At 68.6% G+C, this 15918-nt stretch carries 14 protein-coding genes; 4 read left to right on the top strand and 10 right to left on the bottom strand.

Translation table 11 applies throughout. The annotated features are described in order from the left end of the window. The coding region (gene groL / locus VGT00_06110) for a chaperonin GroEL (protein ID HEV8530970.1) at positions 1 to 1190 on the bottom strand (1190 nt) is incomplete at its 3' end. 99 nt (positions 1191 to 1289) lie between these two features. Then, positions 1290 to 1580: a co-chaperone GroES gene (gene groES / locus VGT00_06115; GenBank protein HEV8530971.1), complete on the bottom strand. Its 291-nt coding sequence runs from the start codon at positions 1578 to 1580 to the stop codon at positions 1290 to 1292. Positions 1581 to 1748: 168 nt separating this feature from the next. Here groES and VGT00_06120 point away from each other — a divergent pair, with 168 nt between their 5' ends. Beyond that, positions 1749 to 2744 carry a D-glycerate dehydrogenase gene (locus VGT00_06120; protein ID HEV8530972.1) on the top strand — a complete coding sequence of 332 codons (996 nt, stop codon included), beginning with the start codon at positions 1749 to 1751 and terminating at the stop codon, positions 2742 to 2744. A 2-nt stretch (positions 2745 to 2746) separates the two neighbouring features. Beyond that, positions 2747 to 3829: an ABC transporter ATP-binding protein gene (locus VGT00_06125; protein ID HEV8530973.1), complete on the top strand. Its 1083-nt coding sequence runs from the start codon at positions 2747 to 2749 to the stop codon at positions 3827 to 3829. Here the strand turns inward: VGT00_06125 and VGT00_06130 are convergent. The 4 genes from VGT00_06130 to VGT00_06145 all read right to left on the bottom strand — a co-directional run bounded on the left by VGT00_06130 (position 3809) and on the right by VGT00_06145 (position 10237). Then, positions 3809 to 5380 carry an iron ABC transporter permease gene (locus VGT00_06130; GenBank protein ID HEV8530974.1) on the bottom strand — a complete coding sequence of 524 codons (1572 nt, stop codon included), beginning with the start codon at positions 5378 to 5380 and terminating at the stop codon, positions 3809 to 3811. The two genes, VGT00_06125 and VGT00_06130, sit on opposite strands and share 21 nt — an antisense overlap. A gap of 98 nt (positions 5381 to 5478) precedes the next feature. Then, positions 5479 to 6483 carry an extracellular solute-binding protein gene (locus VGT00_06135; GenBank protein ID HEV8530975.1) on the bottom strand — a complete coding sequence of 335 codons (1005 nt, stop codon included), beginning with the start codon at positions 6481 to 6483 and terminating at the stop codon, positions 5479 to 5481. 169 nt (positions 6484 to 6652) lie between these two features. Next, entirely contained in the window at positions 6653 to 7873 is a 1221-nt protein-coding gene (locus tag VGT00_06140; protein HEV8530976.1) for a ribonuclease H-like domain-containing protein, read from the bottom strand. 12 nt (positions 7874 to 7885) lie between these two features. Beyond that, positions 7886 to 10237, bottom strand: coding sequence for a DEAD/DEAH box helicase (locus VGT00_06145; protein HEV8530977.1), 2352 nt, complete (start codon positions 10235 to 10237; stop codon positions 7886 to 7888). Positions 10238 to 10300: 63 nt separating this feature from the next. On the opposite strand from VGT00_06145, the gene VGT00_06150 reads away from it, so the two are divergent. Together VGT00_06150 and VGT00_06155 are read left to right on the top strand one after the other, a co-directional pair. Further along, positions 10301 to 10702 (top strand): VanZ family protein, encoded by a 402-nt coding sequence (locus VGT00_06150; GenBank protein ID HEV8530978.1) that lies wholly within the window; start codon positions 10301 to 10303, stop codon positions 10700 to 10702. A gap of 23 nt (positions 10703 to 10725) precedes the next feature. Beyond that, a complete protein-coding gene (locus VGT00_06155; GenBank protein ID HEV8530979.1) occupies positions 10726 to 12174 on the top strand; it encodes an Nramp family divalent metal transporter in 1449 nt (482 codons plus the stop codon). Between the two features lie 30 nt (positions 12175 to 12204). Here the strand turns inward: VGT00_06155 and VGT00_06160 are convergent, their stop codons facing one another. Genes VGT00_06160 through nikB form a run of 4 tightly spaced genes read right to left on the bottom strand, consistent with a single transcriptional unit; the run spans position 12205 to position 15911 of the window. After that, positions 12205 to 12903, bottom strand: a complete 699-nt coding sequence (locus VGT00_06160) for a pirin family protein (protein HEV8530980.1) — start codon at positions 12901 to 12903, stop codon at positions 12205 to 12207. Continuing rightward, positions 12900 to 14084 (bottom strand): amidohydrolase family protein, encoded by a 1185-nt coding sequence (locus VGT00_06165; protein HEV8530981.1) that lies wholly within the window; start codon positions 14082 to 14084, stop codon positions 12900 to 12902. Before VGT00_06165 ends, VGT00_06160 begins: the two co-directional genes overlap by 4 nt. 7 nt (positions 14085 to 14091) lie before the next feature. Continuing rightward, a complete protein-coding gene (locus tag VGT00_06170; protein ID HEV8530982.1) occupies positions 14092 to 15006 on the bottom strand; it encodes an ABC transporter permease in 915 nt (304 codons plus the stop codon). Further along, entirely contained in the window at positions 15006 to 15911 is a 906-nt protein-coding gene (nikB, locus tag VGT00_06175) for a nickel ABC transporter permease (GenBank protein HEV8530983.1), read from the bottom strand. The genes VGT00_06170 and nikB overlap by 1 nt, the downstream gene beginning before the upstream one ends. Between the last annotated feature and the right edge of the window lie 7 nt (positions 15912 to 15918).

Consider the following 15918-nt stretch of genomic DNA (forward strand, 5'->3'; position numbering starts at 1 on the left):
TCCTCCACGCGGGCCTTCTTCTCCTTCATGGCCGTCTCGGTGGCCGCCCCGACCTTCACGACGGCCACGCCCCCGGCCAGCTTGGCCAGCCGCTCCTGGAGCTTCTCGCGGTCATAGTCCGAGGTGGTCTCCTCGATCTGCGCCCGGATCTGCTTGATGCGGCCCTCGATGGAGGCCGTCTTGCCCGCGCCCTCGACGAGGGTGGTGTTGTCCTTGTCCACCACCACCTTCTTGGCCTTGCCCAGGTCTTCCAGCTTGATGTTCTCGAGCTTGATGCCGAGGTCCTCCGTGATGGCCTTGCCGCCCGTGAGGATGGCGATGTCCTCGAGCATGGCTTTGCGGCGGTCGCCGAAGCCCGGGGCCTTCACGGCCGCGCAGTGCAGGGTGCCGCGAAGCTTGTTGACCACGAGCGTGGCCAGGGCCTCGCCCTCGATATCCTCGGCGATGATGAGGAACGGCTTGCCTGCCCGCGCCACCTGCTCGAGCAGGGGCAGCATGTCCTTCATCACGCTGATCTTCTTCTCGTGGATCAAGATGAGCGCGTCCTCGAGGACACACTCCATGCGCTCGGCGTCGGTGACGAAGTAAGGCGAGAGGTAGCCGCGGTCGAACTGCATGCCCTCGACCACGTCGAGCACCGTCTCGGCCGACTTGGACTCCTCGACCGTGATCACGCCGTCCTTGCCCACCTTCTCCATGGCCTCGGCGATCAGGTTGCCGATGGTCTTGTCGTTGTTGGCAGCGATGGAGGCGACCTGAGCGATCTCCTTCTTGTCCTTGGTCGACTTGCTGAGCTTCTTGAGCTCGGCCACTACCGCTTCCACGGCCGCGTCGATCCCGCGCTTGAGCCCCATGGGGTTAGCGCCCGCGGTGACGTTCTTCAGGCCCTCCTTGAAGATGGCCTGGGCCAGCACCGTCGCGGTGGTCGTCCCGTCACCCGCGATGTCCGAGGTCTTGGACGCCACTTCCTTGAGCATCTGGGCACCCATGTCCTCATAGTTGTCCTTGAGCTCGATCTCCTTGGCCACCGTCACGCCGTCCTTGGTGATGGTGGGGCTACCGAACTTCTTGTCGATGACCACGTTGCGCCCCTTGGGGCCCATGGTGGCCTTGACGGCCGCGGACATGATGTTGATTCCGCGCAAGAGGGCGGCTCGGCCCTCGTCGCTGAACAGAACCTGCTTGGGCATCTGACTCTCCTCCTCGTTCGTTCGTATGGAATGTGCCGGCCCGGATGGCCGGCGGTTGTCTGCCGGGCGCTCTCGCCCGGTCGAGTGCCGACCTAGCCTCTACTCAAGAATGCAGAGCACGTCCTCTTCGCGCAGGATCAGGTACTCCTCGTCATCCAGCGTGACCTCCGAGCCCGAATATTTGCCGAAGAGGATCTTGTCGCCGGCCTTCACATCGAGGGGGACCTTCTTGCCCTCATCCGTGACCTTGCCATTGCCCACGGCGACCACCTTGCCCTCCTGCGGCTTTTCCTTGGCCGAGTCCGGGATGATGATCCCGCCCTTCTTGGTTTCCCCCTTATCCTCTTGACGCTTGACGAGAATGCGGTCATGCAACGGACGAATCTTCATAGCCAAATCGCCTCCCGATGGATAAGATGTTGTGGCTCCTGACCCTTTCGTGACCACTTCAGTGGTTAGCACTCATCGCCTGCGAGTGCTAATAGTAGTCGGCGAGGCGGATCAAGTCAAGAAGGAAAAATCCGAGCCATCTCAGCTGGTTAGACGGAGAATCCTTTCATGCCCACTGCCTCTGCGAGACCCGGTGTTCTGATCTCTCGAGCCCTACCGGAGGAGGCGGTCGCTCGCGCCAGGAGCCGAGCCGATGTGGACCTGCATGCGGGCGACAGGCCGCTGTCCAAGACCGAGCTGATGAAGCGACTCAAGGGGCGCCAGGGTCTCGTGTGCCTCATCACGGACACCATCGACGGCGCGGTCCTCGAGTCCTGTCCCGATCTCAAGGTCGTCTCCAACGTGGCCGTCGGCTTCAACAACATCGACGTGGCCGCGGCGACCAAGCGGGGTGTGGTGGTGACCAATACCCCGGACGTCCTCACCGAGACTACGGCGGACTTCGCGTGGACGCTCTTGATGGCCACGGCTCGCCGGCTGGTCGAGGCGGATCGTTATGTCCGCGACGGCAAGTTCACTCAGTGGGAGTACATGGTCTTGCTGGGCGGCGACATCTATGGCAAGACCCTCGGCATCATCGGCTTCGGCCGTATTGGCCGCGCCATGGCCCGTCGCGCCCTCGGCTTCAACATGCGCGTCCTCTACCAGGACGCGGTGGCGGCCGATGCCGACACCGAGCGGGAACTCCGCGCGACCCGCACGGATACGGCCACCCTGCTGCGCGAAGCCGACTTCGTCAGCATTCACACGCCGCTCTTGCCGGAGACCCGCCATCTCATCAATGCCCAATCGCTCCGCACCATGAAGAAGACGGCCTATCTCATCAATGCCTCCCGCGGTCCGGTGGTGGACGAGGCCGCCCTCGTGCAGGCGCTGACGGAAGGCTGGATCGCCGGCGCCGGTCTCGACGTCTTCGAGGAGGAGCCAAAGGTCCATCCGGGGCTCCTCGCCTTGCCCAATGCCGTGCTGGCGCCACACATCGCCAGCGCCTCCTCGGACACGCGGATCAAGATGGCGACCCTGGCCGTGGACAATTGCCTCGCCGTGCTCGAGGGCCAGACGCCGCCGACCCCCGTCAATCCCGAAGCCCTCTCCCGCAGGTAGCCGTGGAGCTCCTCGTCCTCGACCGCATCAGCAAGCGATTCGCTCCCGACCGGCCGCCCGCAGTGGACGGCCTGTCGCTCGGTGTCGCCCACGGGGAGATCCTGGCCCTCCTCGGGCCCTCGGGCTGCGGCAAGACCACGACGCTCCGGATCATCGCCGGGCTCGAGAGCCCGGATTCCGGAACGGTCACGCTGCGAGGCGAGGTCGTGGCGGGACCCGCGCACGTCGTCCCGCCCGAGGAGCGCGGCATCGGCATCGTCTTCCAGGACTACGCCCTTTTCCCGCACCTGACTGTCGCCGACAACGTGGCCTTCGGGCTACGGCGGATGAGCCGTGGCGCCCGTCAGGGGCGCATCTCGGAGGTCCTCGAGCTGGTGGGGCTTCCGACCTACGCCGGGCACTACCCTCACGAGCTGTCGGGCGGGCAGCAGCAGCGCGTGGCTCTCGCGAGGGCCCTGGCTCCTGCCCCTGCCTTGATGCTGCTGGACGAGCCGTTCTCCAACCTGGACGCCGATCTGCGCGCGCAGATGCGCGATGAGGTCGAGCGCATCCTGCGCGCCACGGGAACCACGGCGGTCTTCGTCACCCACGACCAGGAGGAGGCGTTCACCCTCGCCGACCGCGTCGGCGTCCTCAATGCCGGCCGCATGGAACAGCTCGCCCCCCCGCAGCAGATCTATCATCAGCCCGCCACGCGCTTCGTGGCCGCCTTCGTGGGAGACGCCGACTTTCTTCCCGGCACCGTCACCAGCCAGGGCATCGTGACCGAAGTGGGAACCTTCGCCAACGTGGATCAGCTCCAGGCCGGGGAGCGCGTGGACGTGATGATGCGCCCGGACGACATCAGCTTCGTCCCCCAGCCGGACGGCCAGGGAACCATCACCCGCCGGTATTTCCGGGGGTCGGAGGCGGTGTACTGCATCCGGCTGCCCTCAGGTCACCGGGTGCATTCCTCCCAGCCCTCGACCTCACTATTTCCCACGGGAACGCGGGTCAGCGCCAAGGCGCACGTCGTTCACGTGGTGGCCTTCCCGGCCGTGACGGCCGCGAACGCCGAGAGGCCCTCAGCGACTGGAGCCAAGTGAGAGCCGGACGAGCACGATCACGGGCAGCAGCCCGACCCCGACGAGGGTAAGAGCCGGCACCGACGCCTCCTGCCACATCGCCTCCGAGGTCCGCTCCCAGATCTCCACCGCGAGGGTATTGAAGCCGAACGGTCGGAGGAGCAGGGTCGCGGGCATCTCCTTCATGGTCTCGACGAAAACGAGAATGACCGCCGTCATCAGGCCGCCGCGAATGAGGGGCAGATGCACTCGCCGAAGGGCGGCCCCGGCCCGGGCCCCCAGTGACCGGGCCGCGTCGTCGAGGCTCGGAGAGATCTTGCCGAGGCTCGCTTCCACCGTCTGCAGGCTCACGGCGAGGAAGCGAACGAGATAGGCCAGGACGAGCCCGGCCGCCGAGCCCGTGAACAAGAGGCCGATCGGGTGGCCCAGCCCACGCTCGAGGAGCGGGGCCACCGTATGATCCACCCACGCCAGGGGCAGCAGAACGCCAACGGCGATCACCGCGCCCGGCAGCGCGTACCCCATCGAGGCGAACTGGACCACGAAACGAACCGTGGGCGTACCGTGCAGCCGTCCGGCGTAGGCCAGGAGCACGGCGAGCAGACACGCGAGCAGGGCCGCGACCGCGGCCAGCACACAGGTCCGCGTGAGAAGCGCGCCGAAAGCCGGCGCGATCTGCCCATCGCGCAGCGCGGCCGCGGCCCACCACGCGAGCTGCCCCACGGGCAACAGGAACGCTAGCGTGAGCGTGGCCAGGCAGCTCGCAGTGGCGGCCGCCGCTCCCCAGCCTCGAAGCTCGGAGGGGGCGAGCGCAGGGCCCCGGCGCCCCGTCTGGGTGAAGCGTGCCCGGCCGCGCGATCGCCGTTCCAGCAGGATCAGGGCCAGCGCGAAGAGCAGCAGCACGCTCGCCAGCTGGGTCGCCGCGATCCGGTCGAACATGCCGTACCAGACGCGATACACCGCCTCGGTCAGGGTGCGGTACCCGAAGGTCGCCACCGTCCCGAAGTCCGCCATCGCCTCCATCATGGCCAGGGCGACGCCGGCCACCAGCGACGGGCGCGCCATCGGAAGGGTGACATGCAAGAAAGTCTGAGCGCGCGACCACCCCAGGCTTCGCGCGGTTTCGATGGCCGCTCCGCTCTGATCGCGGAAGGCCGTGCGCGCGAGCAGGTACACGTAGGGATAGAAGACCAGCGTCATCATGAGCACCACGCCCCAGTAGGAGCGAAGCTCGGGCAGCCGGACGCCTTCGCCGAGCGAGCGGCGCAGCCCGGTCTGGACCGGCCCCGAGTATTCGAAGAGGCCGAGAAAGACGAAGCCCATCACGTACGCAGGCACGGCGAGGGGAAGGATCAACGCCCACTCCAGGACGGAACGGCCCGGGAACCGATAGTGAACGACCAGCCACGCCAGGCCCGTGCCCACCACGAGGGTGCCCGCGCCGACACCGATGACGAGCAGGAAGGTGCTGCCCACCAGCTCGAAGAGCTGGGTACGCCAGAGGTGAAGCCAGACCTCACCTTTCGGAAAGGTCAGCGACGAGACCACGGCGAGGATGGGAACGGCCAGCACGGCCGCCGTCCCCACCGCGAGCCAGGTCCAGGGGGAGGGACGCGCCGACCGCAGGGCGATCAGACGGCCGCCCTCAGCGGAGACTCACGACGGAGGCTCTACTTGTAGCCCGCGCGGTCAGCCAGGCGGGTGGCCGCGGCCTGAAACTCCCCCGCCGCCGCCACATTGGTGTCGTCCTGCTTGAACTTGCCCCACCGCGCGATGAGCGGATCGACGGCGGCCTGAGGATTCGCGGGATACTCGAAGTTGGAATCGGCGAACATCTGCTGCGCCTCGGGGCTCGTGAGGAACTCGATCAGCTTGAAGGCCTCCGCCCGATTCCTGGCGTGAGCGGTCACCCCCGCTCCGGAGATGTTCACGTGCGCTCCCGAGGTCTGCTGATTCGGCCAGAACGGCGCCACCGGGAAGCTCGCGTCCTTGGCGAGAATGCGTCCGAGATAGTAGGTGTTCGTCAGGCCGACGTCGCACTGTCCGGCCGCGATGGCTTCCAGGATCTTGGTGTCGCTGTTGATCAACGTCGGCATGTTCGCCATCCAGGCGCGCACGGTGATTTCGGTCCTCGCTTCGCCTTGGCGCTTGATCATGGTGGCGAGCAGCGACTGGTTGTAGATGTGGCTCGAGGTGCGCAAGCAGAGGCGCCCCTTCCACTTGGGATCGCCGAGCGCTTCATAGGTGGAGAGCTCCTCGGGCCTGACCTTCCTCGTGTTGTACATGATCGTGCGGGCCCGGACGGTGAGCCCCACCCAGCGGTGGTCGGGATCGCGTAAGTGGGCTGGTATATTGGCCTGGATCTCGGGGGAATCGACCCGCGACAAGAGTCCCGCGCGCGCCGCATTCCAGAGGTTGCCCGCATCCACGCTTATCAAGATGTCGGCGGGCGTCTTGTCGCCCTCCGCTTTGAGGCGCTCGAAGAGCTGCCCGGAGTCGCCGCCGAAGCTCTTGATCTGGATGCCCGTCTTCTTCGTGAAGGCCTCGAAGGCGGGCTCCTGGCCGTAGTGTGAGCGCGCCGAGTAGACCACCACTTCCGCCGCTTCGCCCATGCCCACGCCGAAGCCGCCACCCACGCCTAGCGCCACCGCCAGGGTCCAGGCCCAGGCGCTCATGCACCGCTCCATCCTCTCTCGGGCCATTCCTCTCTCCTCTGGTCCAACGCTCTCGATCCCACGGCCCCCCGGGGCGCGCGGCAGAAACGGAGAGTGAGGCTAGCCTAACTCAGAGTGTGGGTCAAACCTAATTCCTGGGGCGGCGGGGGCGGGGCGGCGAGGGCGGCCGCTACCCGAGGGGACGCAGGCGGCGGGCGAGCCGCCCCAGCCGGTGGGCGAGGGCGTGCAGCACGGGCTCGGACGCCCGCTGAGCGCGGGCGAGCTCGAGCGCTTCCGTCACGACCGCGTGCGCAGCTGCGAAGTCGCGCTGTCGGTGCTCGTGGATCTTGGCGATCTCCTCCCAGGGACGGGCCTCGAAGTCGCGCGCACCTCGCGCCGCAGCCTCCCAGAGCTCGCGCGAGGCGTCCCACCGCGCGCGCCGCTTCTCGTGCCAGGCCAAACGCGCGAAGAGTCGCTCCCGCGCGGGGCTGGGAAGCCCGCGGTCGAGGGCCATCCGGTAGCAGGCCTCGCCTCGCTCGATATCGACCGTCTCCCAGAGCCGCCCGAGTCCCGCCAGCTCATCGGCGCCATGGTGGGGCTCAGGTGCTCTCGCCACCGCGTCCGTCACCCACCCCGTGAGGGCCGCGAGCGACAAGATGTCGTGACGGTTGTGCTCGAAGACCCGCGGCAGCTCGCCGGGCGCCTTGCCCCGCAGATAGTCGAAGTAGGCCTGGGGGATGAGCGCGCCCGGCAGATCGCCCTCGCGCGTGAAGCCCAGCGCGTGCTGCTCGACGGTGGCGAGGCGGCAGTCGGGCAGCCGGGCGCTCCACAGCCGTCGCGCCGCGGGCAGGAGATCGAGGTGGAAGGGCGCCTCGGGCCAGCGCCGGCGCGCGAGCACGAAGCGCGTCTCGAGGAGGGGCACATCGAAGCTCCGGCCGTTGTAGGTGACGAGCCCGTCGATCTGTCGCAAGAGCGGCTCGAGGGCGGCCAGAAGAGCCGGCTCTTCGTCGAGATCGCGCATGAAGTATTGCCGGACCTCGAAGCTCTCTCCGTCGAAGAAGCCCACGCCGACGAGGAATGCGTAGGTGCCGGTACCGCCGGCCAGCCCGGTGGTCTCCGTGTCCAGGTAGAGAAGCCGCGCGCCCGCCGGCGGCGCCTCGGCCCGAGCCAGGAGGGCCAGGGGGCCGGCGGCCATCTCGCGCGTCATCTCGAGAGGCTGGTGGCCGTGCCGGTGGCCCGCGCCGAAGCTGCGGCGAACCAGCAGGATCCGTCCTCGCTCGGTCTCCTCGACGCTTCCCCCCAAGAGGTCCTCGAGCGAGCCCGTACGGCGATAGGGTGCGGGCGCGCGGCTCTTGGCCTCGAGGCGCCGGATGACCTGGCTCAGATCGGAGACGGACGGATTCTGCGCCACGCCGACGGGGAGCTAGCGGCGGGCGACGAGCCGCGTGAGGAGTGCCAAGGCGATGGGCTTGGCGCGACGGCCGACCTCGTTCACGGGACCGACGCAGGACGGGCAGCCCGCGGGGCACGCGCAGGTCTGGAGGACCTCGAGCCCTCGCGTGAGCAGGTCGGGCAGCACCTCGAAGATGCGCTCGGCCAGCCCGATGCCGCCGGGCTGGTTGTCGTAGAGATAGATGGTGGGAGTGAACTCGTCGCCCTGCACGAGCTGGGCGCGCATGATCTCGCGCGTGACCACCTTGCCCTCGGCATACGGGGTGCCGTCACCGAGCCAGGCCCCGATGTCACGGATGTCGCACAGGAGGAAGATCGGGGCCAGCGAGTGGAGCAGCCGGGTGAGGGCCCGGAGCCCATCCACCAGCTCGTCGCGGTGCGAGGAGATCTCCGCGAGGAGCGCGGGGGCCACGGTCAGCCACGCCGCCGTCGTCTGCATCTCCTGCTGGGGCAGCTCGACCTCCCCTGAGCCCACGTTCTCCAGGGTGCCCATCTTGATCTTCTTGAAGCCCACGACCTTCTCGGCCACGAGCACCTCGCCCTGCTCGCCCACGAGGCCCGGCGTCTCCTGGCGGCTGAAGCGCTGGAGGATCCACACGCCCTTGGCGCTGACGGCGTCGGTGAAGTAGTCGACCGCGACCCTCTTCACATAGGCGACCTTCTCCTCGTCCTCCCGATAGGAGAGCTCCTGGACCTCGAAGGGCTCGCCTTCGACCATGTAGATGGCCTTGGGATAGATCATGGCGAAGGCGCTCTTCCAGTCCACCTCGGCGATGATCTGCCGCCGCTTGATCTGCTTCTCGTCGCGCGCCGTCGTATCGATCACGAGGAAGTTGTCCGAGGTCACCGTGCGCAGGGAGACGTGGTCCGCCGGATAGGTCTCCGAGGTCCAGTGGAACTGCTCCCCCGCCCGGTGGAGCAGCCCTTCTTCTTCGAGGGCCTGGAGATGCGCCTGGACGTCACCACCGAAGGTCTCGGCCCTCGCGAAGGGCAGCTCGAAGGCCGCGCACTTGAGGTGATTCACGAGAATGAACGGGTTTTCGGGATTGACGCGCGCGTGCTCGGGCGGCGCCCCGAAGAGATAGTCCGGATGCGTGGCCAGGTACTGGTCCATGGGCGCGCTGGTCGCGACCAGGACGGCCACCGAACCGCCGCTCCGCCGGCCCGCCCGACCCGCCTGCTGCCACATCGAGGCGATGGTGCCGGGATAGCCGGCCAGGACGGCCGCGTCGAGGTGGCCGATGTCGATGCCGAGCTCGAGGGCGCTCGTGGCCACGACGCCCAGCACCTCGCCCGAGCGGAGCCCTTGCTCGACCTCGCGGCGGCGCAGGGGCAGATAGCCGCCGCGGTAGCCGCGGACGATGCCCGCGTCGCCCGTCCTGTCCTCCACGCCCTGCTTCACGCTCGCGAGCACGACCTCGGTGGACAGGCGGCTCTGGCAGAAGACGATGGTAGCGACCTTCTCCTTGAGGAAGCGGACGGCCAGCCCCGCCGCCTCGCCGAGATACGGCGCGCGTATTCCGAGCTCGCGATTGACCACGGGCGGGTTGTAACAGAGAAAGAGCTTGTCCCCCGTGGGCGCGCCGCTCTCGCTGATCTCGCTCACGGGCTCGCCGGTCAGCCGCTCGGCGAGCTCGCGCGGGTTGGCGATGGTGGCCGAGGCCATGATGAACTGCGGGGCCGAGCCGTAGTGCCGGCAGATGCGCGTGAGCCGCCTCAGCACGTTGGCGAGGTGGCTGCCGAAAACGCCTCGATACGCGTGCAGCTCGTCGATGACGACGTAGCGGAGATTCTGGAAGAGGTTCACCCACTTGGTGTGGTGCGGCAGGATGCCCGAGTGGAGCATGTCGGGATTGGTGAGCACGAGGTTGGCCCGCGCGCGCACCGAGCGGCGGGCGTCCTGCGGGGTATCGCCGTCGTACGTGTACATCCGCATGTCGGGCAGGGACTTCGCCAGCTCCGTCAGCTCGGCGAGCTGGTCCTGGGCGAGAGCCTTGGTGGGAAAGAGATAGAGGACTCGGGACTCGGGCTGCTGGACGAGCGCCTGGAGCACGGGCAGGTTGTAGCAGAGCGTCTTGCCGGACGCGGTCGGCGTCACCACGACCAGGTGCTCACCCTTGGCCACGGTGTCGAAGGCCCGCGCCTGATGCGAGTAGAGCTGCTGGATGCCGCGGCCGCGGAGCGCTTCGACCAGGCGAGGGTCGAGAGAGGACGGAAACGGCGCGTAGACGGCAGGGCGGGCCTCGAAGTGCCGTACGGCGGTGATGAGAGGGCCGGTCCGGGACGATGTCAGCAGCTCATCGAGAACGTCCTGGAGCGGCATGGCTCATCCTATGTTTAGTGGCGGAGCCTTGTCAACTTTGGGCGGTCATGCCACCGTGTGGACATGCTCCGGCTCCTGCCCCCGCTCTGCTGGACCGGGCTCATCGCGTGGCTGGGCAGCGGCTACTGGAGCGGCGTGCACACGGCAAGCTGGCTCTCTCCCACCCTCCGCGCGATCTTTCCTCGCGCCTCCCCCGTCCAGATCGAGACCATGCACTTCGTCATTCGCAAAGCCGCGCACGTTCTCGAGTACGCGGTGCTGAGCGGGCTCTGGCGGCGTGCCCTCGGCGGCTGGCGCGTTCCCCTTGCGCTCTGCCTCCTCACCGCCACCCTCGACGAGCTCAGGCAGACGGTGACGCCGGGACGCTCCGGCGCGCTCGCCGACGTGCTGCTCGACGGGGCGGCGGCCGCCGTCGTGCTCATGGCGCAGTGGCCGCCCAGATTCGGGCGAAGGGCATCCTCGTGAGCACCACCGCCATCAGATCGGGCGTGAGCTGGCGGCACTCCAACCTGCCCCAGCCCCCGCCCTACACGCTCCGAAACGTGATCCGGGTCATCGGACCGGGTGCCATCCTGCTCGGACTCTCTCTGGGCTCGGGCGACTGGGTGCTCGGTCCCGTGGTGACCGCGCGATGGGGGACCGCGTTTCTCTGGATCTGCACGGTGTCCGTCCTGCTGCAGGCCCTCCTCAATACGGAGATGGCGCGCTACACCCTCGCCACCGGAGAATCCATCTTCGCCGGCTTCATGCGCGGGGCGCCCGGTCCCCGCTTCTGGGGCTCCGCCTACGCGCTCCTCCATTCGGCGCAAGTCGGCTGGCCGGGCTGGGCGCTGGCCGCCGCGGCCGCCCTCGTGGCGGCTTTCCTCGGGCGCCCCCTCCGCTCCGAGGACGGCGCCATCATCGTGGCCCTCGGCTATCTCATCTTCCTCGGGGCCGTCTTCGTCACGTTCCTCGGCCCGCGGATTCGACGCACGGTCGAGCTCTGTGAGTGGCTCGTCATGGGACTGGCCCTGCTCTTCCTGACCGCGCTGGCCGTGTCCATCGTGCGGTGGACCACCTGGATTTCGGTCCTCGCGGGCTTCCTGCCTCCCGTCTTCGGCGAGCCCGCGTTGCCTTCCGACATGGACTGGTGGCTCCTCGTCGCCTTCGCCGCGTATTCGGGCGGCGGGGGCACCATCAACGCCTCGCTCACGCACTGGCTGCGTGACAAGGGCTTCGGAATGGCCGGCACCGTGGAGGGGCGCGCGGTCGTGGTGGGCGGCGAGGTCGTCCGCTTCGCCCGAGACGGCATGACCTTCGCGCCCACGGAGATGAATCTCGCGAAGTGGCACCAGTGGTGGCGCTATCTCCGCACCGACTTCTGGTATCTCTGGGCCGCCGGCTGCATCGCGGGCATGACGCTGCCCGTTCTCGTGACGGCCCAGCTGGTGGCGCCGGGGGAGACGTGGACCGGCTTCACGGCCGCCATCGGCCTGGCCCAGAGCCTGGGACGTACCCATGGCCTCGTACTCTGGACGGGAGCGCTCCTGACCGGCTTCGGCATCCTCGCCGCGACTCAGGTGGGCATCGTCGCCGGCTATGCGCGGAGCGTGACTGACATTCTCTGGACGGCGAGGGCCCGGTCGCGGCCCGCGGGCGAGGCGGGCGAGGCGGGCAGCGTCTACTGGCTGTCCCTGGCCGGCTTCACGCTGGTGGGCTGCGTGGCCATGACCCTGGCCGACCCGTTGACACTCATCGTGATCAGCGCCAACGTGGCGGCCCTCAACTTCGTGGTCCTGTCCCTCCACACCCTCTGGGTCAACCGGACTCTCCTGCCCCGCGCGCTCCGGCCCACGCTGTGGCGGGAGCTCGCCGTGCTGGCCTGCGCGATCTTCTTCGCGGCGCTTCTGGCCAGAGCGGCCCTGAGCTCGTCGATCCTGGCGGGACTTCTCGGCTGACCAGAAAGAGCCGGACCACGTCGACGGTGGTCAGCTCAGATCAAAAAGCAGCACCTCGGCGGGCGCGGAGGCGCGGATGTCGAGCCCGGCTTCCCCGCTGAGGGCCGCCCCGTCACCGGGGCCGAGGGCGACGCCGTTGACGGTCACCGCGCCCCGCGCGACATGCACCCACGCGTGGCGACCGGCCCCAAGGGCATGGCGCACCGCCTGGCCGGGCTCGAGCAGGGCGGTCCACACGTCGGCGTCCTGATGAATGGTCACGGCCCCGTCGCGGCCGTCACGGGCGGCGAGGAGCCGCAGGCCTCCGCGGCGCTCGGAGGCCTCGAAGCGCTTCTGCTCATAGCTCGGGGCCAGTCCCCTCGCGTTCGGCAGGAGCCAGATCTGGAGGAGATGAACCGGCGCCTCGCGCGACGGGTTGAACTCGCTATGCGTCACCCCCGTGCCCGCGCTCATCCGCTGCACGTCCCCCGGCACGATGACCGAGCCATTGCCCATGCTGTCCTTGTGCTCGAGGGCCCCCTCGAGGACCCAGGTGATGATCTCCATGTCGCGGTGGCCATGGGTGCCGAAGCCCTCGCCCGGCTGGACGCGATCGTCATTGATGACACGGAGCGAGCGAAACCCCATGTGCTTCGGGTCTTGATAGGAGGCAAACGAGAAGGTGTGATACGTGTCGAGCCAGCCGTGGTCGAAATGGCCGCGCTCGGCCGCCGGACGCAACGTGATCATGACGACCTGATCATCGCACCTCGCGCAAGCACGAGCCGGATGTCCGCCAGCGCCTGGATGCTCTCGGCGGCCTCCCCCGCCACCGCCACGAGGTCGGCAGCCAGGCCCGGCGCGATGCGACCGGTCTCGGTCTCGATGCCGAGGGCCTGGGCGGCCACCGAGGTCGCCGAGCGTATCGTCTCGAGGGGAGACATGCCGTGCTTGACCATCAGCTCGAGCTCGGGGAGCAGGCTGCCGTGCGGATTGAACGGCGTCCCCGAATCCGCGCCGGCCGCGATGGACACGCCCGCCTGCCTCGCCCGCTGGAAGCTCGCGATGTGATGCGAGGTGACCATCTCGGACTTGCGAACCATGAACTCCGGGATGCCGGCGGCCAGGCCTCCCGCGCAGATGGCGGCGGGGGCGACCAGGGTGGGCACCAGGAAGACGCCCTTGCCTTTCATCGAGGCGATGATCTCGTCGGTGAGATAGATCCCATGCTCGATGGTCGTGATACCCGCCGCGATGGCATCGGCGATGCCCACCGAGCCCTGGGCATGCGCGGCCGTGCGGCGCCCCGCCTTCCGCGCCTCCTCGATGGCCGCGCGCATCTCCTCCAGCGTCAGCTGCGGCGAGCCCGGCTCCACGCCCGCCGTCATGACGCCGCCCGTGGCGATGAGCTTGATGACGTCGGCGCCCGCCTTGAGCTGCTCGCGCACGGCCTTTCGCGCATCGTCGGGACCATCGGCCTCCCGACCGAGGAAGTTGCCATGGCCGCCCGTCATGCATATCGGCCGCCCGGCGGCCAGGATGCGCGGTCCCGGGAAATGGCCATCGGCAATGGCGCGCCGCACGGCGAGCTCGACGTAGTCCCGCCCGCCGAGATCCCGCACGGTGGTGACGCCGGCCTCGACCGTCTCCTGGGCGCGCCGCAGCGCCTTGAGCGCCGTGAGAGCCGCGGGCTCGTCCTTGAGGGCGCGCACGGGGTCCGGCTCGGCGCCCAGGCAGAGATGGACGTGGCAATTGATGAGGCCGGGCAGCAGCGTGTGCCCCTCGAGGTCGATGCGCCGGCCGCGCGGCGCCTGCGCGGTGTCCACGATCCGGGCGATGCGGCCCTCTTCCACGACCACCGCGCGACCGCGAACGGGCTCGGCGCCCGTCCCGTCGATGAGGGTGGCCCCCACTAGGATCAGTGTCTCCATGGTGCTCCTAGATGTTGAGGCGCGGGTCGAGCGTATCGCGCAGCCCGTCGCCGAGAAGGTTGATGCCGAGGACCGTGACGAGAATGGCCAGGCCCGGGAAGGTGGCGAGCCACCAGGCCGTCGAGAGGTAGACGCGGCCGTCGGCCAGCATGCCGCCCCAGGTCGGCGTGGGCGGCTGGACGCCCAGGCCGAGGAAGGACAGCGCGGACTCGATGACGATGACCCGGGCCATGTCCAGCGTGGCGACCACGAGCCATGGCGTGAAGGCATTGGGCAGCACGTGGCGGAGGAGGATGCGGCCGTCGCGGCTCCCCAGCGCGATGGCGGCCTGCACGAACTCGCGCTCACGGATGGACAGCACCTCGCCCCGCACCACGCGCGCGTAGACCACCCAGGACGACACCCCGATGACGATGATGATATTGCGCAGGCTCGGCCCCAGCACGCCGATGACCGCGATGGCGAGCAGGATGAAGGGGAAGGCGAGCTGGATGTCGGCCAGCCGCATGAAGAAGTCGTCGACCCTGCCGCCGAAATAGCCGGCCACGAGACCGATGGCCATGCCGAGCACGCCGGAGATCAGCACGGCCGAGAGCCCGACGACCAGGGCCACGCGCGAGCCGTAGATGATGCGCGCCAGGATGTCGCGCCCCAGGTGATCCGTGCCCAGAACGTGCGCCTGTCCCGCCGCGTTTCGCCACCCGGGCTCTTTGAGACGCTGATTGATGTCCTGCTCGATCGGGTCGAAGGCGGTGACGAGCGGAGCGCCCAACGCCGCCAGCACCACCACCGCCACCACGGCCAGCCCGAAGAGGGCGGTGCGCCGGCGCACGAGGCGCTTGAGGGTGGCGATCCACTGGCGCTCCTCGGGTGCGGAGGGGATGGGGAGGGCGACCGTGGTGACGCCGCTGGGCGGCGCCATCAGCGAAACCGGATGCGCGGGTCGAGCCAGGTGTAGGTCACGTCCACGAGAAAGTTCAGGAACACGAAGGTGCTGGCGAGGAGAAAGACGGCGGCCTGCACCACGGGATAATCGCGGTTGGTGATCGCCTGCACGGACAGCCGCCCCACCCCGGGCCACGAGAAGATCGTCTCGGTGATGACGGAGCCCCCGAGGAGGGTGCCGAGCTCGATGCCGACAATGGTGATGATGGGGATGGAGGCGTTCTTGAGGGCGTGCTTCCAGACCACCGGCTGCTCGGAGACGCCCTTGGCCCGCGCCGTGCGGATGTAGTCCTGTCCCAGGACCTCGAGCATGCCCGAGCGCGTGAGCCGCGTGATGCGCGCCGTGGTGAAGAGCCCGAGGGTCACCGCGGGCAGGATGAGGTGCTGGAAATCACCGCGGCCGGACGAGGGCAGCCAGTTGAGACGTACCGAGAACACCAGGATGAGCATGATGCCGAGCCAGAAGGTCGGCATGGCCTGGCCCGTCAGCGCCACCACGGTCGACACGTAGTCCACCGCGCTGTTGCGCTTGACGGCGGAGAGGATGCCCGCGGGAATGGCCAGACACAGGGCGAGCAAGAGACTCGCCCCCGCAAGCTGAAAGGTGGCGGGCAGGCGCTCGAGCACGAGCGCCATGGCGGGCTCGCCGTGACGCAGCGACTCCCCGAAGTCTCCCCGGAGCGCGCCTCTGAGGAAGCGCGTGTACTGGACGATCCACGGGTCGTCGAAGCCCATGGCCTTGCGGAAGCGGGTGATGTCCTCGGCCGAGGCATCCGGCGGCAAGAGAAGGCCCACGGGATCGCCCGTCAGGTGCAGGATGAAGAAGACCACGACGGAGACGCCGAAGAGGACGAGGACGGCCTGCCACAAGCGGCGCAGCAGATAGAAT

The organism is Candidatus Methylomirabilota bacterium (assembly GCA_036002485.1).
Lineage (GTDB): Bacteria > Methylomirabilota > Methylomirabilia > Rokubacteriales > CSP1-6 > AR37.

Excerpts from the sequence above, each read along its gene's own strand:
- VGT00_06145 (HEV8530977.1), bottom strand. The coding sequence starts at position 10,237 with ATGCCGCTCCAGGACGTTCTCGATGAGCTGCTGACATCGTCCCGGACC.
- VGT00_06135 (HEV8530975.1), bottom strand. The coding sequence starts at position 6,483 with ATGAGCGCCTGGGCCTGGACCCTGGCGGTGGCGCTAGGCGTGGGTGGC.
- VGT00_06165 (HEV8530981.1), bottom strand. The coding sequence starts at position 14,084 with ATGGAGACACTGATCCTAGTGGGGGCCACCCTCATCGACGGGACGGGC.
- VGT00_06170 (HEV8530982.1), bottom strand. The coding sequence starts at position 15,006 with ATGGCGCCGCCCAGCGGCGTCACCACGGTCGCCCTCCCCATCCCCTCC.
- groES (HEV8530971.1), bottom strand. The coding sequence starts at position 1,580 with ATGAAGATTCGTCCGTTGCATGACCGCATTCTCGTCAAGCGTCAAGAG.
- VGT00_06160 (HEV8530980.1), bottom strand. The coding sequence starts at position 12,903 with ATGATCACGTTGCGTCCGGCGGCCGAGCGCGGCCATTTCGACCACGGC.
- VGT00_06150 (HEV8530978.1), top strand. The coding sequence starts at position 10,301 with ATGCTCCGGCTCCTGCCCCCGCTCTGCTGGACCGGGCTCATCGCGTGG.
- VGT00_06120 (HEV8530972.1), top strand. The coding sequence starts at position 1,749 with ATGCCCACTGCCTCTGCGAGACCCGGTGTTCTGATCTCTCGAGCCCTA.